The sequence below is a fragment of the Lentzea miocenica genome (genome assembly GCF_033949945.1).
Classification (GTDB): Bacteria; Actinomycetota; Actinomycetes; order Mycobacteriales; family Pseudonocardiaceae; genus Lentzea; species Lentzea miocenica.
Map to the genome: position 1 here is coordinate 14,870 of NZ_JAXAVW010000049.1, position 18,504 is coordinate 33,373.

18 protein-coding genes are annotated in these 18,504 nt (G+C 67.8%); 10 read left to right on the forward strand and 8 right to left on the reverse strand.

The window, feature by feature from the left end; genetic code table 11:
* Window positions 1–21 precede the first annotated feature (21 nt).
* The 6 genes from SK803_RS41805 (at window position 22) to SK803_RS41830 (ending at window position 5,616) form a co-directional block, all read left to right on the forward strand.
* Window positions 22–282, forward strand: coding sequence for a hypothetical protein (locus SK803_RS41805; RefSeq protein WP_030467713.1), 261 nt, complete (start codon window positions 22–24; stop codon window positions 280–282).
* On the forward strand, window positions 282–533 hold the full coding sequence (locus tag SK803_RS41810; RefSeq protein WP_319971767.1) for a hypothetical protein: 252 nt from the start codon (window positions 282–284) through the stop codon (window positions 531–533). Before SK803_RS41805 ends, SK803_RS41810 begins: the two co-directional genes overlap by 1 nt.
* The gene (locus tag SK803_RS41815; RefSeq protein WP_319971768.1) at window positions 533–3,352 is read left to right on the forward strand and encodes an FtsK/SpoIIIE domain-containing protein; all 2,820 of its coding nucleotides are present in this window, start codon (window positions 533–535) and stop codon (window positions 3,350–3,352) included. Before SK803_RS41810 ends, SK803_RS41815 begins: the two co-directional genes overlap by 1 nt.
* On the forward strand, window positions 3,349–3,804 hold the full coding sequence (locus SK803_RS41820; protein ID WP_319971769.1) for a hypothetical protein: 456 nt from the start codon (window positions 3,349–3,351) through the stop codon (window positions 3,802–3,804). The genes SK803_RS41815 and SK803_RS41820 overlap by 4 nt, the downstream gene beginning before the upstream one ends.
* Complete coding sequence (locus SK803_RS41825; protein ID WP_319971770.1) at window positions 3,805–4,518, forward strand: GNAT family N-acetyltransferase; 714 nt, start codon at window positions 3,805–3,807, stop codon at window positions 4,516–4,518.
* Window positions 4,519–4,602: 84 nt separating this feature from the next.
* Complete coding sequence (locus tag SK803_RS41830; RefSeq protein WP_319971771.1) at window positions 4,603–5,616, forward strand: NADP-dependent oxidoreductase; 1,014 nt, start codon at window positions 4,603–4,605, stop codon at window positions 5,614–5,616.
* Window positions 5,617–6,001: 385 nt separating this feature from the next.
* On the opposite strand, the gene SK803_RS41835 is transcribed toward SK803_RS41830, so the two are convergent.
* Window positions 6,002–7,288, reverse strand: coding sequence for an FAD-binding oxidoreductase (locus SK803_RS41835; RefSeq protein WP_406601662.1), 1,287 nt, complete (start codon window positions 7,286–7,288; stop codon window positions 6,002–6,004).
* A gap of 274 nt (window positions 7,289–7,562) precedes the next feature.
* Between SK803_RS41835 and SK803_RS41840 the strand changes: the two genes are divergently transcribed.
* Both SK803_RS41840 and SK803_RS41845 read left to right on the forward strand, forming a co-directional pair.
* Window positions 7,563–8,138 carry a TetR/AcrR family transcriptional regulator gene (locus SK803_RS41840; protein WP_319971773.1) on the forward strand — a complete coding sequence of 192 codons (576 nt, stop codon included), beginning with the start codon at window positions 7,563–7,565 and terminating at the stop codon, window positions 8,136–8,138.
* Window positions 8,135–9,520: a glycerol-3-phosphate dehydrogenase/oxidase gene (locus SK803_RS41845; protein WP_319971774.1), complete on the forward strand. Its 1,386-nt coding sequence runs from the start codon at window positions 8,135–8,137 to the stop codon at window positions 9,518–9,520. Before SK803_RS41840 ends, SK803_RS41845 begins: the two co-directional genes overlap by 4 nt.
* Window positions 9,521–9,603: 83 nt before the next feature.
* On the opposite strand, the gene SK803_RS41850 is transcribed toward SK803_RS41845, so the two are convergent.
* From SK803_RS41850 to SK803_RS41860, 3 genes are read right to left on the reverse strand one after another with little or no spacing between them, the layout of a single operon-like run.
* On the reverse strand, window positions 9,604–11,322 hold the full coding sequence (locus SK803_RS41850; protein WP_319971775.1) for a WXG100 family type VII secretion target: 1,719 nt from the start codon (window positions 11,320–11,322) through the stop codon (window positions 9,604–9,606).
* Entirely contained in the window at window positions 11,319–11,633 is a 315-nt protein-coding gene (locus SK803_RS41855; protein ID WP_319971776.1) for a hypothetical protein, read from the reverse strand. Before SK803_RS41855 ends, SK803_RS41850 begins: the two co-directional genes overlap by 4 nt.
* A gap of 19 nt (window positions 11,634–11,652) precedes the next feature.
* Complete coding sequence (locus SK803_RS41860; RefSeq protein ID WP_319971777.1) at window positions 11,653–12,105, reverse strand: YbaB/EbfC family nucleoid-associated protein; 453 nt, start codon at window positions 12,103–12,105, stop codon at window positions 11,653–11,655.
* 129 nt (window positions 12,106–12,234) lie between these two features.
* Here SK803_RS41860 and SK803_RS41865 point away from each other — a divergent pair, with 129 nt between their 5' ends.
* Entirely contained in the window at window positions 12,235–13,143 is a 909-nt protein-coding gene (locus SK803_RS41865) for an ABC transporter ATP-binding protein (protein WP_319971778.1), read from the forward strand.
* Window positions 13,140–14,321 (forward strand): ABC transporter permease, encoded by a 1,182-nt coding sequence (locus SK803_RS41870; protein WP_319971779.1) that lies wholly within the window; start codon window positions 13,140–13,142, stop codon window positions 14,319–14,321. The genes SK803_RS41865 and SK803_RS41870 overlap by 4 nt, the downstream gene beginning before the upstream one ends.
* Here SK803_RS41870 and SK803_RS41875 read toward each other — a convergent pair.
* The 4 genes from SK803_RS41875 to SK803_RS41890 all read right to left on the reverse strand — a co-directional run bounded on the left by SK803_RS41875 (window position 14,311) and on the right by SK803_RS41890 (window position 18,503).
* Window positions 14,311–15,558 (reverse strand): cryptochrome/photolyase family protein, encoded by a 1,248-nt coding sequence (locus SK803_RS41875; protein ID WP_319971780.1) that lies wholly within the window; start codon window positions 15,556–15,558, stop codon window positions 14,311–14,313. The genes SK803_RS41870 and SK803_RS41875 overlap by 11 nt on opposite strands.
* A 41-nt stretch (window positions 15,559–15,599) precedes the next feature.
* A complete protein-coding gene (locus SK803_RS41880; RefSeq protein WP_319971781.1) occupies window positions 15,600–15,938 on the reverse strand; it encodes a hypothetical protein in 339 nt (112 codons plus the stop codon).
* Between the two features lie 78 nt (window positions 15,939–16,016).
* Complete coding sequence (locus tag SK803_RS41885; protein ID WP_319971782.1) at window positions 16,017–17,330, reverse strand: citrate synthase; 1,314 nt, start codon at window positions 17,328–17,330, stop codon at window positions 16,017–16,019.
* Window positions 17,331–17,555: 225 nt separating this feature from the next.
* Entirely contained in the window at window positions 17,556–18,503 is a 948-nt protein-coding gene (locus SK803_RS41890; protein ID WP_319971783.1) for a carbohydrate kinase family protein, read from the reverse strand.
* Window position 18,504 lies beyond the last annotated feature (1 nt).

Sequence of the window (18,504 nt, forward strand, 5' to 3'; positions counted from 1 at the left end):
CGGGAGGGTTCGGGAGCCGACATGGCCAGCATCGAAGAGGTCCGTGCCGCAATTGCCCAGGCGATCGACAAGGCGAGCCAAAGCCAGTCGGCCCTCCAACAGGCGGCTGAGCTCGCCGAGGACGCGCAGCAACTGCTGACATCGGTCACGCAGGGCTCTGTGCAGGCGGACGTCGAGACGACGAACGCCCAGTTCGCCCAGGTCGTGTCCGGCGTGAGCGAACTGCAGAACTACCTCGGGGCGGGCATTTCCGGCGCCGAGGGCATCAACAGCAGGCTTTGATGGCATCCATCGCCGAGGTTCGTGCCGCGCTCGAGCAGGCGAGCGAGATCCTGCGCGAGTCGTACCGCAGTGTGCGATCCGCGCAGGACGGCCTCGACGAGGCCGTGGCGATCCTCGCCGAGTCGAGTGAGAACCACCACGAGTCGCTGCTTCCACCGGAGTTCGTGCGCGCGAAGGAAAGATTTCCTGATCAGCTTGAGCTGATGGCGGGAACCCTGGAGCGCATCCAACGACTCACCGTGGAGATGTGATGAGCAGGCGGGACGACCGGCGGCGAAGGGTCGAGGACGCCTTCGCGGACTTCCAGCGCGCCGTCTCGGCCGCGCTGGGAGCCGTGGCGCGCGAACACCGGGCGCTCGCCATCGAGCACGCCAAGGACATGTTCGAGTTCACCGTGCGCGGCATGGGCGTCGACAAGGCGCTCCAGGACGTGGCACTGAAGAACGCGACGCCGTTCCTGACAGTCGACGAGAAGCGCCTGCGGAATCCCCGTCAGGCGCCGCTCTCGATGGCCGAGTTCACCGAGCGGCTCGCCCAGATCAAGCACGACTGGCAGCAGTCGTACCACGAGTGGACGACCTCGGGCCCCGACCAGCTGACCGCGTTGGTGAACACGGTCGCCGCGGGCCCGGCTTCGTGGCCGCACGAGTCGTGGCTCGGCACGCCGGGCACGCACGACGGCAGCGAGGGTGTGCCGGAGCTGTGGCGGATCGGCACCGGCGTGGTGACGTCCGCGCCGGAGGCCGCGCCGTTCCCCGTCGCGGTCCCGCTGCTGGACCAGGCACACCTGCACATCTCGTCCACTCCGGACGGTCGCCAGCACGCGGACACGCTGGTGGAGAACCTGTTGCTGCGGGTGCTCTCGCACTTCCAGCCGGGCCTCGTGCACGTGCACGTGTGGGACGTCGGCCAGCTGACCGGGTCGTTGCCGGGGCTCTACCCGTTGACGCGCGCCGGTTTGCTGACCGTGCACGATCCCGCGCGGTTGCACGAACTGCTCGACGAGCTGTCCGAGCACATCCGCCAGGTGCACACCAAGGTGCTGGTCGACGGGCACCTGACCGTGCGTGCGGTCAGCGGTGAGGGCCGGCGCACCGAGCCGTGGCGGATCGCCGTGCTGTTCGGCAACCGCAAGGCGTTGAAGGAAGAACACCAGCAGCAGCTGCAACGGGTGGCGCGCAACGGTTTGGCGTGCGGTGTGCAGCTGTTCATCGTGGACATCCCGATCACGATCAACTCGCCGGTGGAGACGGTCTCGTCGCGCGGCGACGGCACCGCGTCGTGCACGATGACCGGCAAGCACGTGACGGTGACGCTGGATCCCGCTCTGCCGCGCACTCTCGTGCCGCGCGCCTGTGCCGCCATCGCGGACAAGCGCGAGGAGCGGCGTTCACGCATGAGCAAGTTCGGGGATCTGCTGCCCGAACACATGTGGACGGAGACGTCGGCGGCCGGAGTCGTCGCGCCCGTGGGGTTCGACGACGGTGAGCCGGTCTGCGTGCAGCTCGGCGACACCTCGCCGCACGCGTTGATCGGCGGGCCTTCCGGTTCCGGCAAGACGAACTTCCTGTACGCGATGCTCGGTTCGTTGTGCGCGCGGTACTCGCCGTCCGAGCTGGAGCTGTACCTGCTGGACTTCAAGGAAGGCGTGTCGTTCGCGCAGTTCGCGCCCGGCCGCAAGGACCCGTCGTGGCTGCCGCACGCGCGCCTGGTCGGCGTGAACGTCAACACCGACCGCGAGTTCGGCGTGGCACTGCTGCGGTTCCTGGCCGACGAGATGCGCCGGCGGGCGGACGCGGCCAAGCAGCACGAGGTCACCAAGCTGGAGCACCTGCGCGCCGAGGACCCCTCCGGGCGGTGGCCGCGGATCGTCGCGGTGATCGACGAGTTCCAGTACCTGTTCGGCGAACGCGACCAGGTCACGGCCGCCGCCACGCAGCTGCTGGAGGACGTCGCCCGGCGCGGTCGCTCGCAGGGCATCCACCTCGTGCTGTCCTCGCAGGACGTCTCGGGCATCGAGGGCTTCTGGGGCAAGTCGGCGATCTTCGAGCAGTTCACCGTCCGGATCGCGCTGCCCAAGGCGCGCCGGGTGCTGGCAGAGCCCGCGAACGACGCCGCGGTCGAACTGCCGCGCTGGCACGCGGTGATCAACCACGAGTCGGGTGTGAAGCCGGGCAACGAGATCTGCCGCATCCCGGACTCGACGTCCAAGGACACCATGGACTTCCTGCAGCGCACGCTGTGGAAGCGCGACCCCGGCCGGGCACCCGGCCTGTTCGACGGCAGCAAGGTCCCGTTCCTGGACGCCCTGCCGGACTTCCTCGACCTGCGGCCCGGCGACGCATCGCCTACCGTGCTTCTTGGACAGGTCATCGACGTCGCGGGCAGCGCGGCGCGTGTGCGTTTCGCCCGGACCCCGGGCCGCAACATCGCGGTGATCGGCTCCGTGGTCCAGGACGCGGCCGCGGTGCTCGGCGGAGCGGCCGCGTCGCTGGGCAGGCAGCACGAGCCGCACGAAGCGGCGTTCACGCTGGCCTGCCTGGTCGACGAGGCGATGCCCGCGGCGTTGCATCTGGCAAAACGCCTGAGCGCCGACGGTCATGATGCTTCGGTGATCGGCATCGACGGCATCCGCGAACTGCTGGACCGCACCGCGGCCCGCCTGCAGTCGCTGAACACGGGCACGGCCGACACCCCGCCGTCACCGCACTACCTGGTCCTGTACGGCGTGGACGCCGCACAGACGTTGCTGGAGCAGAAGGATCCGACAACGCGGACGTCCGGTGTGGACAGTCTGCGGACGGTCCTGAAGCACGGCCCGGAGAACCGCACGCACGTACTGGGCTGGTGGCGCGGTGTGCAGAGGCTGAAGGCATGCCTCCCACCAGGCGTCTACGACGACATCGGCGCCTGGGTGGCGTTCGACGTCCAGGGCAAGGAACTGCTCTCGCTCGGACCCGAGCAGGTGATGGCGTGGTCACCAAGGCCCCGCCGCGGCCTGTTCTTCGACAGGTTCGAGCACTCGCGACCGCAAGTGATCATCCCGTTCGACACTGGAGAAGCGTCATGAACCCGATGATGACGACGATGTTCGAGCCGGTGCCCGCGCAGCGCCAGAGCGAGGAGGTGATCGAGGTGCCCGCCCCGACTGAGAACCTTTCAGCGGTCGAGCGCTACAAGGAGATCATCGCCATCGCCACGGACGCCGCGGCCCGCCAGCGCAAGCTGGACGAGGTGCGGTGCGCCGAACTCGCCGAGCGGATCGCGTCGACCCAGCAGCGGATCGCCGAAGTGCGAGACCGCGAACGGGTCGTGCGGATGGGCGCCGCGCTGCACTGGGAACAGGCCGTCGAGCAGCTGTGGAACGAGCGCTGGCTGCAGATGGTCACCTTCCCCGCCCCGGACGAGTCCGTCCCGCCCCGCCCCCAGGGCGAGTACAACCACGCGATGGACCTGGCGTACCAGGCGCTGGAGGACTCGCTGGCCAAGCGAACCCTGTTGCGCCGCAAGCAGAAGGACTAAGTGCGCCGGTTACGCACCACGGCCGACGTGCTGGACGCCTGCTCCGACCCCTTGGTCAGGTGGGCGTCCCAGGCGTTGTCAGCCGACGGTGCAGCCTGGGAGCACCGCGGCGCCGTAGCCGTCTACGCCCCGGAGCTGACCCGCCGTCGACGGCTGGTGCTGTCGGGCCCGGCAGAAGGTGTGGCTTCGCTGTTGGCAGCACACGGCCGTGGCGTCTCCTTACGCCCGTTGATGGAACGGCCACTAGCCGCCGACGTCTCCTCCCTGATGCCCACGCCGTGGGTGGAAGACAAGCCGTTCGGGTGGATGGACAGATCAGGCTCGTTAGACCTGCCTGACGACGTGTCGTGGCTGTCCTGCCTGGACGACGTACCGCCGTTGCTGCGTACGGCCAACCCCGATTCGTGGGCATGGCCAGGCGAAACAGGCGTGCGCCGCTGGGCAGGCGTCCGCATGAACAACGAGCTGGTGGCAACGGCAGCCGAGGCGTGGTCGTCCGTCGACGTAGGTTTCATGATGGGCGTGGCAGTACACCCCTCACACACAGGACAAGGCCTAGGCCAGCGCGTGTGCCAGTTCGTAACGTCATCCCTGTTATCCCTCTACGGCACATGCGCCCTCTTCGTGGAGAACCACAAGGCGCCGGCGATCGCCCTGTACCGCAAGCTCGGCTTCGCCTACCGAGACGTCGTCACCCTTCTCCCTGCGGTCTAGCTCACATTCCGGAACAGTCTCCCCGTACAGCCTGTTGAACCGGATAACTGATCCGCAATTACTTTGGATGGAGATGGTTCGACCATGACCAGCACCGCCCTCGAGGTCCGGCTCGCGTCCCGCCCCACCGGCTGGCCGACCGAGGACAACTTCGAGATCGCCGAGGTCGAGGTCCCCACGCCAGGCGAAGGCCAGATCCTCGTGCGCAACGTGGTCATGAGCGTCGACCCGTACATGCGCGGCCGCATGAACGACGTCAAGTCCTACGTCCCGCCGTTCCAGGTAGGCGCCCCTCTCGACGGCGGCGCAGTGGGCGAAATCGTCGCCGTCGGCCCGAACGTCACCGACCTCGCCGTAGGCGACAACGTCCTCCACGGCCTGGGCTGGCGCGAATACGCCGTAGTCCCCGCCGCCCACTCGGTGAAGGTCGACCCAACGGTCGCCCCGCTCTCCGCCTACCTGGGCGTCCTCGGCATGCCCGGCCTGACCGCCTACGCAGGCCTCCTGGCCACCGCGGAGTTCAAGCCAGGCGACGCCGTCTTCGTCTCCGGCGCAGCAGGCGCCGTAGGCCAACTGGTAGGCCAGATCGCCCGCCTGAAGGGCGCCTCCCGAGTCATCGGCTCCGCAGGCTCCGCCGACAAGGTCAAGTACCTCACCGAAGAACTCGGCTTCGACGCCGCCTTCAACTACAAGGAGGGCCCCGTCGCCGAACAACTCGCCGCAGCGGCCCCCAACGGCATCGACGTCTACTTCGACAACGTGGGCGGCGAGCACCTCGAGGCAGCCATCGACTCCCTGAACCTCAACGGCCGAATCACCATGTGCGGCGCAATCTCGCAGTACAACGCCGACAAGAAGCCCACCGGCCCCAGCAACATGATCCAGATCCTCGCCAAGCGCCTGACCCTGCGCGGCATGCTGGTAGGCGACCACAAGGCCCTGCAGCAGCAGTTCATCACCGAAGTGGCCGCCTGGATCGCCTCCGGCGACCTCAAGTACAGCGAAACCGTAATCGAAGGCGGCGCCCGCCAAGCCCCAGCAGCCTTCCTAGGCATGCTGCGCGGAGAGAACACCGGCAAGATGCTCGTGCAGTTCTGACGCGAAGCCGAAGGCGAGCCGCCCCGACGGCGAAGCCGAGGCGCTTTAACGCTTGAAACGGCGCTCCGGGCGGGTCCCCGTCACGAGTCGTGCCCAGCACATGCTGCAACCAGGCAGGGGTGTCAACTCGACACGCTTTTCGTCGAGTTGACACCCCTGCCTGGTTGTGGCCCGCTCTGGTACGGCTTGTGACGGGGACCCGCCCGGACCGCACCACCTACGCAACCGGCAGCCGCCCAACGCAACAGGCGTGCCATCAACCCGCGTACGGCGTGGTACCCCCTGATCAGATTGGCAGGGGGTCTGGGGGACGGAGTCCCCCAGGGGAAGCACTCAACCGCAAACTCGCCGCCCGCAACCCAACCACCCTCAAAGCCAGCGACCCCTAAATCAGCTTCCCAGGGTTGAGAATCCCAGTCGGATCCAGCCGATCCTTCACCGCCCGCAACACATCCACCCCGATAGCCCCGATCTCCCTCTCCACCCACGGCTGATGATCCCGCCCAACCGCGTGATGGTGCGTGATCGTCCCCAACCGCGAAATCACCTCAGAAGCAGCAACCTTGGCCCGCCCCCACTGCCCAACCGGATCCTCAAGATCCCGAGGCACCAACACCGTGAAATACAACGAAGCCCCAGTCTCATAAGCATGCGAGACATGGCACATCACCACAGGATTCCCAAGCTCAGCAACCAACGCAGCGCGCACGGCATCCCGCAACTCCGAAACCCGAGACCAGTGCGTGGCAGTCTCCAAGGTCTCAACACAAACCCCAGCATCCAGCAACGCATCCCGCTGCCGAGGCCCGTTGAACCGCCCATGCAGCCAGGAAGCCCCCATAGCCCGCCCCAACCGCACAACTTTCCTACCACTCAACGCACTCATAGTCGCCGACCGCGACCGACACTCCCACCCGAGAATCACCAGGCAGGGCCGCTCAACCCCCCGGAACCTCAGATACTTCTTCAACGCAGAAGCCTTGCCCCCAGCCAACTCCAACGCAACCTCAGTCTCGTCCTCATCGGACAACCGAGTGACATCAGCCAGCACGCCGTCCTGAGCCAGGGACCGCACCAACTCAGCCCCGGCCTCCCACCCATCAACCACAAACCCCTCATACCGAGCCCCATACGGCTTAGGCCGAACCCGCACGGAAACCTCGGTGATAACCCCGAAAAGCCCCTCACTACCCAACACCAACTGCTTCAAGTCAGGCCCAGCAGCAGAAGCAGGCGCCGAACCAACAACCCACTCCCCAACAGGCGTGGCAACCCGCACAGACTCGACCATGTCTTCGAAACGGCCGTAGCCCGAGGAAGCCTGCCCAGCCGACCGAGTGGCAGCGAACCCGCCGATCGTGGCCCGCTCAAACGACTGCGGCACATGACCGAGCGTGAACCCGTGCTCCCCCAACAACCTCTCCGCCTCAGGCCCGGTCAACCCAGCCTGCAACACAGCGACCCGAGACACGGGGTCCACCGAGACCAACGCCCCAAGCCCAGCCAGATCCAACGCCACCACAGCCGACTTGGCCCCACGCAGAGCCTCGACCCCACCGACAACAGAAGTGCCCCCACCAAACGGCACCACGGCAACGTCGTACTCGACGCAAACCGACAGCACCTCGGCAACCTCGTCAGGCGTCGCCGGCTGCACCACGGCGTCAGGCACGACAACATCCCCGTGCCCGCGATGCCGCAACAGATCCAGGTAGGACAACCCACCAGCACGGCCAAGCCGATCAGCAGCATCAAGACTGATGGTGCTGACAGCCTCCAACGCCGTGAAGGCGTCCTCGGACAAGGCCGACTCGGGCACCGACACCGGCGCCTCGACGAACGGCTCCCCCAACCCAACCCGCTGACTCAACCAAGCCAGCGCGTGCGGCGGCAAAGGCACGGTCTCAGTGGTCCATCTAGCCCTGGTCACTGCTACAGTGTGACACATGACGTCTCAACGTCACACCCACGACGCATTGCTCGACGCCACCCGTGAGTGTGTTCTGGAGGTCGGGGTACGCCGGACCACCCTCACCGACGTGGCAAAACGCGCCGGCGTGAGCCGCATGACGCTCTACCGGCGCTACCCCGACGTCGACCACCTGGTGCGCGCGCTGATGACCCGCGAGTTCGCCGCGCTGCTGGAAGAGGCCGACCAGTCCGGCGGCCGGGGCAACGCCCGCGAGCAGCTGGTCAGCAGGGCCAAGGACGCCATCCGGCTGCTGTCGGGCAATCCGATCATGCAGCGCGTCCTGCAGCTCGACGCGGACCTGATGCTGCCGTACCTCACCGACCGGCTCGGCAGCACGCAGCGGCTGGTCGAGCAGTTCCTCGTCGGGCAGATCGAGGCCGGGCACGTCGACGGGTCGATCCGGTTCGGGGACGCCAAGACCCAGGCGCGCGTGGTGTTGCTGACCACGCAGTCGATGGTGCTCTCCACCAGGCCCGCCACGTCCGGGCTCGACTTCACCTCACTGCTGGACGAGCTGGGCAAGCAACTGGACGGGGCGCTGAAGCCGTGAACACCTCCCTGAACGCCACCCGGCGCGCGCAGGACCTCGAAGCAGCACAACAGGAAGTCGCCGACGTGCTGGTCATCGGCGGCGGGGTCACCGGCACGGGCGTCGCGCTCGACGCGGCGTCGCGTGGCCTCAAGACGGTGCTGCTGGAGGCGCACGACCTGGCGTTCGGGACGTCGCGGTGGTCCAGCAAGCTCGTCCACGGCGGCCTGCGCTACCTGGCCAAAGGCGACGTGAAGCTCGCCCACGAGAGCGCGGTCGAGCGCGGCATCCTGATGACCAGGACCGCGCCGCACCTCACCCGCACGCTGCCGATGCTCTTCCCGTTGCACACCAACGCGAACCACTTCGTGATGGCCGGGCTCAAGGCGGGCAACGCCCTGCGCATCGCCGCCGGCACGCCCGCCAGCGTGCTGCCCAGGCCGCGGCGCGTGCCCAAACAGGAGGCGCTGGCGCTGGTTCCCGGACTGAGCCCCGAGAACCTCATCGGTGGACTGCTCAACTACGACGGCCAGCTCGTCGACGACGCCCGCCTGGTGGTCGCCCTCGCGCGCACAGCCGCCGGGTTCGGTGCCCGCATCATCACGCGGGCGAAAGTCGTGACGCTGCAAGGCGACGGCGCCGAGGTGCACGACGTCCTCACCGGCACCACGTTCGCCGTCAAGGCCAGAGCGGTGATCAACGCGACGGGTGTCTGGGCGGGCACGCTGGCACCGGTGCGGCTCAAGCCGTCCCGCGGCTCACACCTGGTCGTGGACGCGAAGTCCGTCGGCCTCAGCGAAACCGCGCTGACGATCCCGGTGCCCGGCGAACGCAACCGCTACGCACTCCTGCTGCCCCAGGCGAACGGCCGCGCGTACCTCGGTCTCACCGACGAGCCGGTCGACGAGATCCCGGACGTGCCGACGGTCCCCGAGTCCGATGTGGACTTCCTGCTCAAGACAGCTTCCGGTGTCCTGCAACGGGATCTGACCCGCGCGGACGTCATCGGCAGCTACGCCGGCCTGCGCCCACTGCTCGAAGCAGAAGGCCAGACAGCCGATCTCTCCCGCCACCACGCCGTGCTCACCGCCCCCAACGGCGTGATCACGGTCGTCGGCGGCAAGCTCACCACCTACCGCAAGATGGCGGCGGACGCGGTGAACGCGACGAACCTGACCCAACTCCCCTGCCGCACCAAGGACATCCGCCTGGTGGACGACAGGCCGCTGCCGACCACGCCGATCGCGCCGGGCGTCACCGAGGCCGACGTCGTCCACGCGATCAACCACGAGGGCGCGCTGGACGCCGACGACATCCTCGACCGGCGCACCCGCATCGGCCTGGTGCCTGCCGACCGGGAGAAGGCAGCGCCCGAGATCGCCAAGCTCCTGGCCGCGGTGTGAAAAAGGGGCGTCTGCAAGTACCCCCAACACGAAGTCGGTAGTACTTGCAGACGCCCCTGGCGCAAAGATCGTTCAGCGCGGGATCACTCGCCGATGACCGGCTTCGCGGCCTTGGGCGGGTCGACCAGCGCCTCGCCCTCGATCCGCACCTTCCGCTTGTGCTCGCCGTTGCCGCCGCCCTGCTGACCACCGGCACCGGCCATGGGAGCGCCGCCCATCATGCCGCCGCCGGCACCACCGGAACCGCCACCGCCAGGTCCGTGCGGAGCGCCACCGGCAGCCGCGGCGCCACCAGCGCCACCGGCCGCCATGACACCGGCCGCGCCACCGAACTGCGTGGCCGCGGTACCGCCGGCACCACCGCCACCGGCCGGGCCACCGCCCATGCCGGGGGGCATGCCGCCGCCACCGCCACCGCCGCCCTTCGGGATGCCGCCGCCACCGCCACCACCACCGCCACCACCGGCCGAAGCCGCGGTCGCGCTGTGGTCAGTGGTCGTCGGGCGGTACCAGTCGGAGTTCGCCGTCGACGGGGGCGTGCCGTGGAACGCCGGGGGCTTGGTCAAGCCGCCGCCGGCCTGCGTGGTCGTGTCCGGCTCCCAGTGGCCCGGCACCCAACGGCCCTGGCCAGAGCCTGCACCGGTGCCGGAGCCCGAACCAGAACCCGAGCCGGAGCCCAGGCCGGGCGGAGGGCTGACGTGGCCACCGGAACCGGAGCCGCCACCGGGCGGCCGCGTGCCGGGGTAGTTGCCCTGCTGGCCGGGGAGGGGCTGGAACGGCGTCACCTGGCCGCCGGCACCACCGCCGACGTTCCACCCGGCGGGAGCACCCACCGGGGAACCACCCGGCACCGGCGTGAAGGGCGTGACCTGGGGGCCCGCACCCGACTGGCCGAGGCCGCTGTTCCCGGCGCCGCCGTCGGCACCGCTCGTGTACGTGCCGTGCGCGCCTGAGGTCGCGCGGTCCTGCTGGTCGGACCGGATGCCGTCGAAGCCGCCCTGGGTCTGCCGGACGGAGCCGCCGGCACCGCCGCCGCCACCCTTCTGCGCCATCGAGGAGATCGCGTCGATGACCTGCTCGGCGACCTTGGCGATCTGCGAGACCTGCTTGATCAGGTTCATCAGCTTCTGCACGGAGCCGACGAGCTTCTGCAGGAAGTCGGCGAGCTTCTTCGCGTAGTTGACCGCGGTGGTCACGATGTCCGCGATCGCGCCCGCGATGGCCGCGCCGAAGGTGAGGAACGAGGCAGCCAGCCACTGGATGATCTTCATGACCATGTCCGAGACGGCCTGGCTGATCAGGTCCATGATCATCTTGCGGACCGTGCCGACGAGCTGGCCCGCGCCCTCGACCGCACCGGCGATGCCGTCGACCGACTTGGCGAGCGTCTCCATGCCACCGGCGTGCTTCTTGGCCGCGGCGCGGTAACCGTCCGCCGCCCTGCCCTGCCACTCGCGGGTCTGGGAGACGCAGATCTTCTCGTACTCGGTCGCGATGCCGTGCACCTGCTTGCCGGCGTTCCGGAAGGACTGCGCCATCTTGGCGATGGACTCAGGGCTGCCGAGCAGGACGTCGAACGGCTCGCGCAGGAAGTCGACGTGGTTGATGGCCCAGCTGAACCCGGCGGAGAGGAAACCGCTCAGCGGGTTGGAGGCCATGCCCACGATGCCCATCGCCGAGTTCGCGATGCCGAGGCCGCCCGCGACCCAGTCACCCCGCTCGATGGCGGAGTACGTGTTGGAGATGGTGCTGATCAGCTGCTGAGGGTCGGTGCCCTGGGTCTGCGACGCTGGGGCGTTCATCCCCGGCCTCCCTTGAAGCCGAACATGTTGTCGAGGTCGACCTGCTCGTACTGCTCGATGGTCTCCTTGAGACCGGTGCCCATGTCCATCAGCGAGTTCGCGGCCTTGCCGAGCATGTCCTGCGACAGGCCCGCCCGCTCGAGGACGTTCTGGGCCAGGAACCCGAGGAAGACGCCGAAGGCCTCGGTCGTGAGCGCGCCCGGATCGCACGTCTCGGTGGCCTTGCGCATCCGCTCCATGAGCTTGTCCACGTTCTTGGCGTGGGATCTCAGCTCATCGAGATCGATGTTGAAGTGCTGTGCTGACTGCATCGCCTACCCCCTCCTGCACTCAGGCCATGACGTCGGGCGGGTTGGTGAAGTACTCGTCGTCGGGCCGCACGTCCTTGCGCTCCAACTCCGACTTCGGTTCTTCCTCATCGGTTCCGTCGCCCGCGTATCCGTTCGGCATCTGTGCCTTCACGAACTCGAGGGCCGGGCTGTCGCCGACGAAGTCCGTCATGATCTGCACGACCCGGCCGGAGGCGTCCCGCTGGGCCTTCGACGAGGCTGTGAGCACAGCGGAGGCGATCTGACTGGGGTCCATGCCGCGGGCTTCCGGCTTGATCTGGAGATCGGTCAGCACGCCGGTAGCGTTAACTGTCACCGTGATCAGGCCGTCAGGAGAGCTCGCGCTCCCGCCCACACCACCGAGCTGGTCGCGGGCCTGTTCGGCGTTCTGCTTCGCCTGCTCGATCTTGGCCCCGTACTGCGCGAGCCACTGATCCGGGTCAATGGGCTGCATGGTCACCACCGTTGAGTGAATTGGTCGTTCGTTCGATTCGCCGTAGACGCCCGTATCGTTTCACTCGTTCCCTGCTCACCGATACTTTCAGTCCGATTACCGCCAGACGGGCTAACGAAGGGGTTCACCGTGCCTGAGGGAGTGCTGGAGATCGACGCGGTCTCCAAGCGCTACGGAGAGGTCGTCGCCCTGCGGAACATGTCTTTCGACGTGCGCGCGGGCGAGCTCTTCGGTTTCGTCGGCAGCAACGGCGCCGGGAAGACCACGACCATGCGGATCGCGCTGGGCGTGCTCGCGGCCGACTCCGGCGAGGTGCGGTGGAACGGAAGAGCCGTCGATCTCGACACTCGGCGCCGCATCGGTTACATGCCGGAGGAACGCGGCCTCTACCCGCGCATGAAGGTGCTCGACCAGCTCGTCTACCTGGCCGAGCTGCACGGCATGAGCACCAACGAGGCGCACACGAGCGCGGAGAACTGGATCGCGCGGCTCGGGTTGCGCGATCGCCGCACGGACGAGGTGCAGCGCCTGAGCCTCGGCAACCAGCAGCGCGTCCAGCTGGCCGCCGCGCTGGTGCACGAGCCGGACGTGCTGGTGCTCGACGAGCCGTTCTCCGGTCTCGACCCGGTCGCGGTGGACCTGATGAGCCAGGTGCTGCGGGAGAAGGCGTCCGCAGGGGTGCCCGTGGTGTTCTCCAGCCACCAGCTCGACCTGGTGGAACGGCTGTGCGACCGGGTCGGCATCGTCAGCGCGGGTTCGATGGTCGCCGTGGGAACGGTGGATGAACTTCGGTCCGGCGGGGTGTCGCGTCTGGTTGTTGAGTCGCCAACCACCGAGTGGGCTGCCACTCTGGGTGGCGTGCGGGTGATCGAGAAGAACGGGACGCGTTGCGTGCTCGAGCTCGCCGACGGCGTGGACGACCAGTCCGTGCTGCACGCCGCGCTCGCCGCAGGTCCCGTGCACGAGTTCTCCCGGCAGCGGCCCTCGCTGACCGAGCTGTTCCGCAACGTGGTGACCACCGAGGCGAGGAGCGCATGACAGCGGCTCGAGAGGTCTCGCTGGTGGCCAGGCGCGAGTTCGTCACGAAGGTGCGCACCAGGTCGTTCCTGATCGGCACGGCGGTGATCATCGCCGTGCTCGCCGGGTACGTGGTGCTCCAGTCGTTCCTGTTCGACGACCAGCAGCGCAGCGTCATCGGACTCTCCGGCCAGGCGACGCAGCTCGCGGATCCGTTGCGGGAAAAGGCGAAGGCGTTCGGCATCGACGTCGAGACGCGGGACGTCACGACCACGGGCGATGCCGAGAAGCAGGTCCGCGAGGGCTCGCTGGACGCCCTGGTCACCGGCGCGCCGCCGGAACTGAAGATGATCGTCAAGGGCTCCGGCGACGAGGTGCTGACGTCGGTCCTGAACGACGTGCTGCGCCAGCAGGTGCTGATCGCGCAACTGGCCGAGACGGGCACCACGCCACAGGACGTGGCGCAGAGCCTGGCGAACGTCAAGGTGGCCGTGACCGCACTGGAACCCGTTGACCCGCAACGAGGTCAGCGCCTCGCGATCGGGTTGATCGTGGCCGCGTTGCTGTACTACTCGTTGCTGGTCTACGGCACGATGGTCGCGCAGGGCGTGGTCGAGGAGAAGTCGAGCAGGGTCGTCGAGATCCTGCTCGCGACCGTCCGGCCGTGGCAGTTGTTGCTGGGCAAGGTGATCGGGCTCGGCGCGGTCGGCCTGCTGCAACTGCTGGTGATCTCCACGGTCGGCCTCGGGCTCTCGTCGGCGTTCGACGTGATCGACGTGAGTGCGCTGGGCGGCACCGCCCTGCTCATCGGCGTGCTCTGGTACCTGCTCGGATTCTTCTTGTACGCCACCGTTTTCGCGGCCGCCGCCTCCCTGGTGTCACGGCAGGAGGAACTGCAGTCGGTGCTGACGCCGATCAGCATGACGATCATCGTGGCGTTCGTCGCCGGCATCAACCTGATGATCGGCAGCCCCTCCGGCCCCACGGTCACCGTGCTGTCGCTGCTGCCGCCGTTCGCCCCGATCCTGATGCCGGGCCGGATGGCGCTGGGCGTCGCTCCGGCATGGCAGGTGCTGCTCTCGATCGTGTTCGCCCTGGCCGCCATCGCGGCGATCACCTGGCTGGGCGGCAAGGTCTACGCGAACGCCGTGCTGAGGACCGGCGCCCGCGTCAAGCTCCGCGAGGCGCTCAGGATTTGACGGCCTGGTAGCGGTCGAGCGCGACCTGGCGTTCGACCGCGTGATCCACGATCGGCGGGATGTCCGGGGAGTCCGGCGCGTACCTGCGCACGTACGCGCCGTCCGGGTCGAACTTCTTGGCCTGCGTGGTCGGGTTGAAGACGCGGAAGAACGGCGCGGCGTCCGTGCCGCAACCGGCGACCCACTGCCAGTTGTGCTGGTTCGAGGCGATGTCGCCGTCGATCAGGTGCTTCATGAAGTGCCGCGCGCCCCACCACCACGGCAGGTGCAGGTCCTTGACCAGGAAGCTCGCCACGATCATGCGCACCCGGTTGTGCATGAAGCCTTCCCGCAGCAGCTGCCGCATCCCGGCGTCGACGATCGGGTAGCCGGTCCGCCCCTGCGTCCAGGCCTCGAACAGCTCCTCGTCGTTGTCGTGCCGCATCCGGTCGAACTTGCGGTCGTAGTTCTCCCGCGCGGTCTCCGGCTTGTGCCACAACACATCGGCGTAGAACTCACGCCAGGCCAGCTCACTGCGGAACGTGCCGTCGCAGTCCTGCAGCAACGTCCTGGGGTGCAGCACTCCCCACCTCAGGAACGCCGACATCCTGCTGGTCGCGTCGAGGTCCGGCCGGTCGCGGGTGTTGTCGTAGTCCTCCAGCCGTTCGTCGCGGAACTCCTCCCACAGCTGCTGCGCATCGGGGAGTTCTTCTTCGATCGCTGGAAGTTTCGTGCTGTGCTCCGGCTTGACCCAGTCCAAAGTGGACGCGTCGGTGTCCGCGGGCTTGCGCCAGCCGTGGTCGAGCCAGGCGTTGCGGAACGGCGTGAAGACCTTGAACGGCGTGCCGTCCTGCTTGCGCACCCGTCCCGGCGTCACCGCATAGGGCGAGCCGGAGCGGACGAGTTCGATGTCCCCCAACGCTTCTTCGACGGCCTCGTCCCTGCGGCGCCCGTACGGCGCGCAGTCCGCGGTGATGTGGACGCTCTCCGCACCGATCTCCTTCGCGACGCGCGGGACCGCCTTCACCGGGTCGCCGTGCACGACCATCAACCGGCCGCCGAGCTGATCGTTCAACGCGTGCAAACACCGGTGCATGAAATCGATTCGCGGCTGTCCGGAAGGTTTCAGCAACCTGTCGTCGAGAACGAATAGCGCGAGCGCGCGAGGCGACCTTTCCGCGGCGGCAAGAATCGCGGGATGATCGGATGTCCGCAAATCGCGGCGGAACCAGACGAGCGACGGGGAAGAACTCACCACTCGACGCTAAAGCGGCCAGAGCAGGTCTGCACAACGAGCGCTCAGGCGACCTCGGCCACGAGCTCAAGAGTGATCAGCTGGACCATGCGCAGGAGCCGGCCGTAGTAATGGACAGCGTAGGGCCGGTAGTACTCCGACCGCGGATCAGCGAACACCGGCACCACTTTGCGCAGGTCGTCGAGGCAGCGCGGTGCCCACCAGAGGACGTGGTCATCGAGGTCGTCACGGCTCTTCAGCCAGCAGGAGACGCAGCCGGCGGCGTCCGCGTCGACCAGGATCAGTTCGACGCCCGCGACCTCCGTGCCGCGCTGGCCGTTCGGGTACCGCATCTTCCTGTGCTGTTCGTACAACCGGGCCACCTCGGCCCGCACGTCCGTCACGCCCCACCCCCAGGACAGCACGAAGGCGCGCCGCCCGTGGCGGCGCGCCTTCAGCCTACGAGAAGAACTAGCCCGTGATCAGCGGTTTTCCATCGCGATGAAGTCGCGCTCGGTCGGGCCGGTGTAGATCTGCCGCGGGCGGCCGATCTTGGTGGCCGGGTCGTTGATCATCTCGCGCCAGTGCGCGATCCAGCCGGGGAGCCGGCCGAGCGCGAACAGCACGGTGAAGAACTTGGTCGGGAAGCCCATCGCCCGGTAGATCAGACCCGTGTAGAAGTCCACGTTCGGGTAGAGCTTGCGGGAGATGAAGTACTCGTCGCTCAGAGCGGCCTCTTCCAGCTGCTTCGCGATGTCGAGCAGCTGGTCGTCGGCGCCGAGCTTGTTGAGGATCTCGTCGGCCGTCTTCTTGATGATCGCGGCACGCGGGTCGTAGTTCTTGTAGACCCGGTGGCCGAAGCCCATCAGGCGGACGCCGTCCTCCTTGTTCTTGACCTTGTTGACGAACGACTTCACGTCGCCGCCGTCGGCCTTGATCTTCTCGAGCATCTCCAGCACCGCGCTGTTCGCGCCGCCGTGCAGCGGGCCGAACAGGGCGTTGATGCCCGCGGAGATGGACGCGAAGAGGTTCGCCTCGGACGAGCCCACCAGGCGCACGGTCGACGTGGAGCAGTTCTGCTCGTGGTCGGCGTGCAGGACGAACAGCAGGTCGAGCGCGCGGACCAGGTCCGGGTCGAGGTCGTAGGCCTCGGCCGGGAAGCCGAAGGTCATCCGCAGGAAGTTCTCCACCAGGCCAAGCGAGTTGTCCGGGTAGAGGAACGGCTGACCGACCGACTTCTTGTACGCGTAGGCCGCGATGGTCGGGAGCTTCGCCAGCAGGCGGATCGTGGAGATCTCCACCTGGTTCGCGTCGAACGGCGAGAGCGAGTCCTGGTAGAAGGTCGACAGCGCGGACACCGCGGAGGACAGCACCGGCATCGGGTGCGCGTCACGCGGGAAGCCGTCGAAGAAGCGCTTGAGGTCCTCGTGCAGCAGCGTGTGCCTGCTGATCTTCTGCGAGAAGTCCTCGAGCTGGGCGGCGGTAGGAAGCTCGCCGTAGATCAGGAGGTAACTGACCTCCGCGAAGTTCGAACGCGCGGCCAACTGCTCGATCGGGTACCCGCGGTAACGCAGAATTCCAGCGTCACCGTCGATGTAGGTGATCTCGGAGGAGCAGGAGGCCGTGTTGACGAAACCGGTGTCCAGGGTTACCAGACCGGTGGTCGACAGCAGCTTGCCGAGATCGATGCCGGACGCGCCTTCGGACGCCCGCACCACCTTCATCTCGAGCTCTGCGTCCCCGTGGCGCAGCGCGACGGTCTGTGGGTCGGTCGGCGCAGTCGTCGCGTCGGGCATTCAAGTCCCTCTCAACGCTCGGACGGGGTGGCGGCAGTCCACGCTGGGCCTGCCGTCGTCTCGGACCACCCCGTTGGGATCTGAGTCTTCAAGTTCACTCACGCTAGTCGGCGGAAGGCCCGCCTCGCAGCAGCGGTGTGAACCGATTCTGAGAGATGGGACCGGCATCACATCCGTAATGCCAGTTTCTAGCGCGGCTCCCCCACGGTAGTCCGATCGCCGGTTTTATCCACCCAACGCGGCGGTGAGTTCGCTCGCAAAGGGCGGCTCGGCACCAGCGCGGGAACATGTGATCGCGGCGGCCGCACCGGCGTACGTCAATGCGTCGGTCCATTCATCGCTCGTAAGCGCACGAACCTTCTCGACGCTCAACGCGTCGTGGTCGTGCAACCACGCGAGCAGGGCACCTTGCACCGTGTCGCCCGCCCCGATCGTGTCGACCACGTCCACCTTCACGGGTGGCACGTCGACCTGTCCGGTGGCGGTGATCACGGACAGACCGTCGCCACCCTTCGTCAGCACGACAGCGGCCGGCCCCTGTGAAATCCACGTCCTTGCGATCTCGATCACGTCCCCGCCCTGGACGTCGCCGTCCTCGGCGAGCCACCGCGCGTCCTCGACGGACAGCTTCAGCAACCCGACGTCCGGCAGCCACGACCGGAACCGCTTGCGGTAGGCGCCCGGATCGTCGATCAGCCCCGCCCGGATGTTGGGGTCGAGCGCGACCAGCAAGCGCTTGCTCTCCCGCCGCAGCACCGTCTCGTAGACCGAGGCGCCGGGCTCCAGCACCAACGACAACGTGCCGAACGACACTGCCTTCGCCTCGGCGGGCAGCGGACCGGGGTCCTCGACGAGCCGGTCGGCGGTGCCGTCGACGTAGAACGAGTAGCGCGCGGACCCGTCGTCGGCCAGCCCGACGACGGCGAGCGTAGTGTTCTCCTGTCCACGTTGGACCAGAACCGTGGCGACCCGCGAAGCGTGCAGCCGCTTGATCAGCTGCTCGCCGAAGTGGTCGGTCGAGACGCGCGACAGGAAGGCCGTCGGCACGTCGAGCCGACCGAGCGCGACAGCCACGTTGTACGGCCCGCCACCGAGCTTCGGCGCGAGCGGCGTGAGCTCGTCGTCCCCCACCGGCACCATGTCGACCAGTGCCTCACCAGCAACCACGATCACT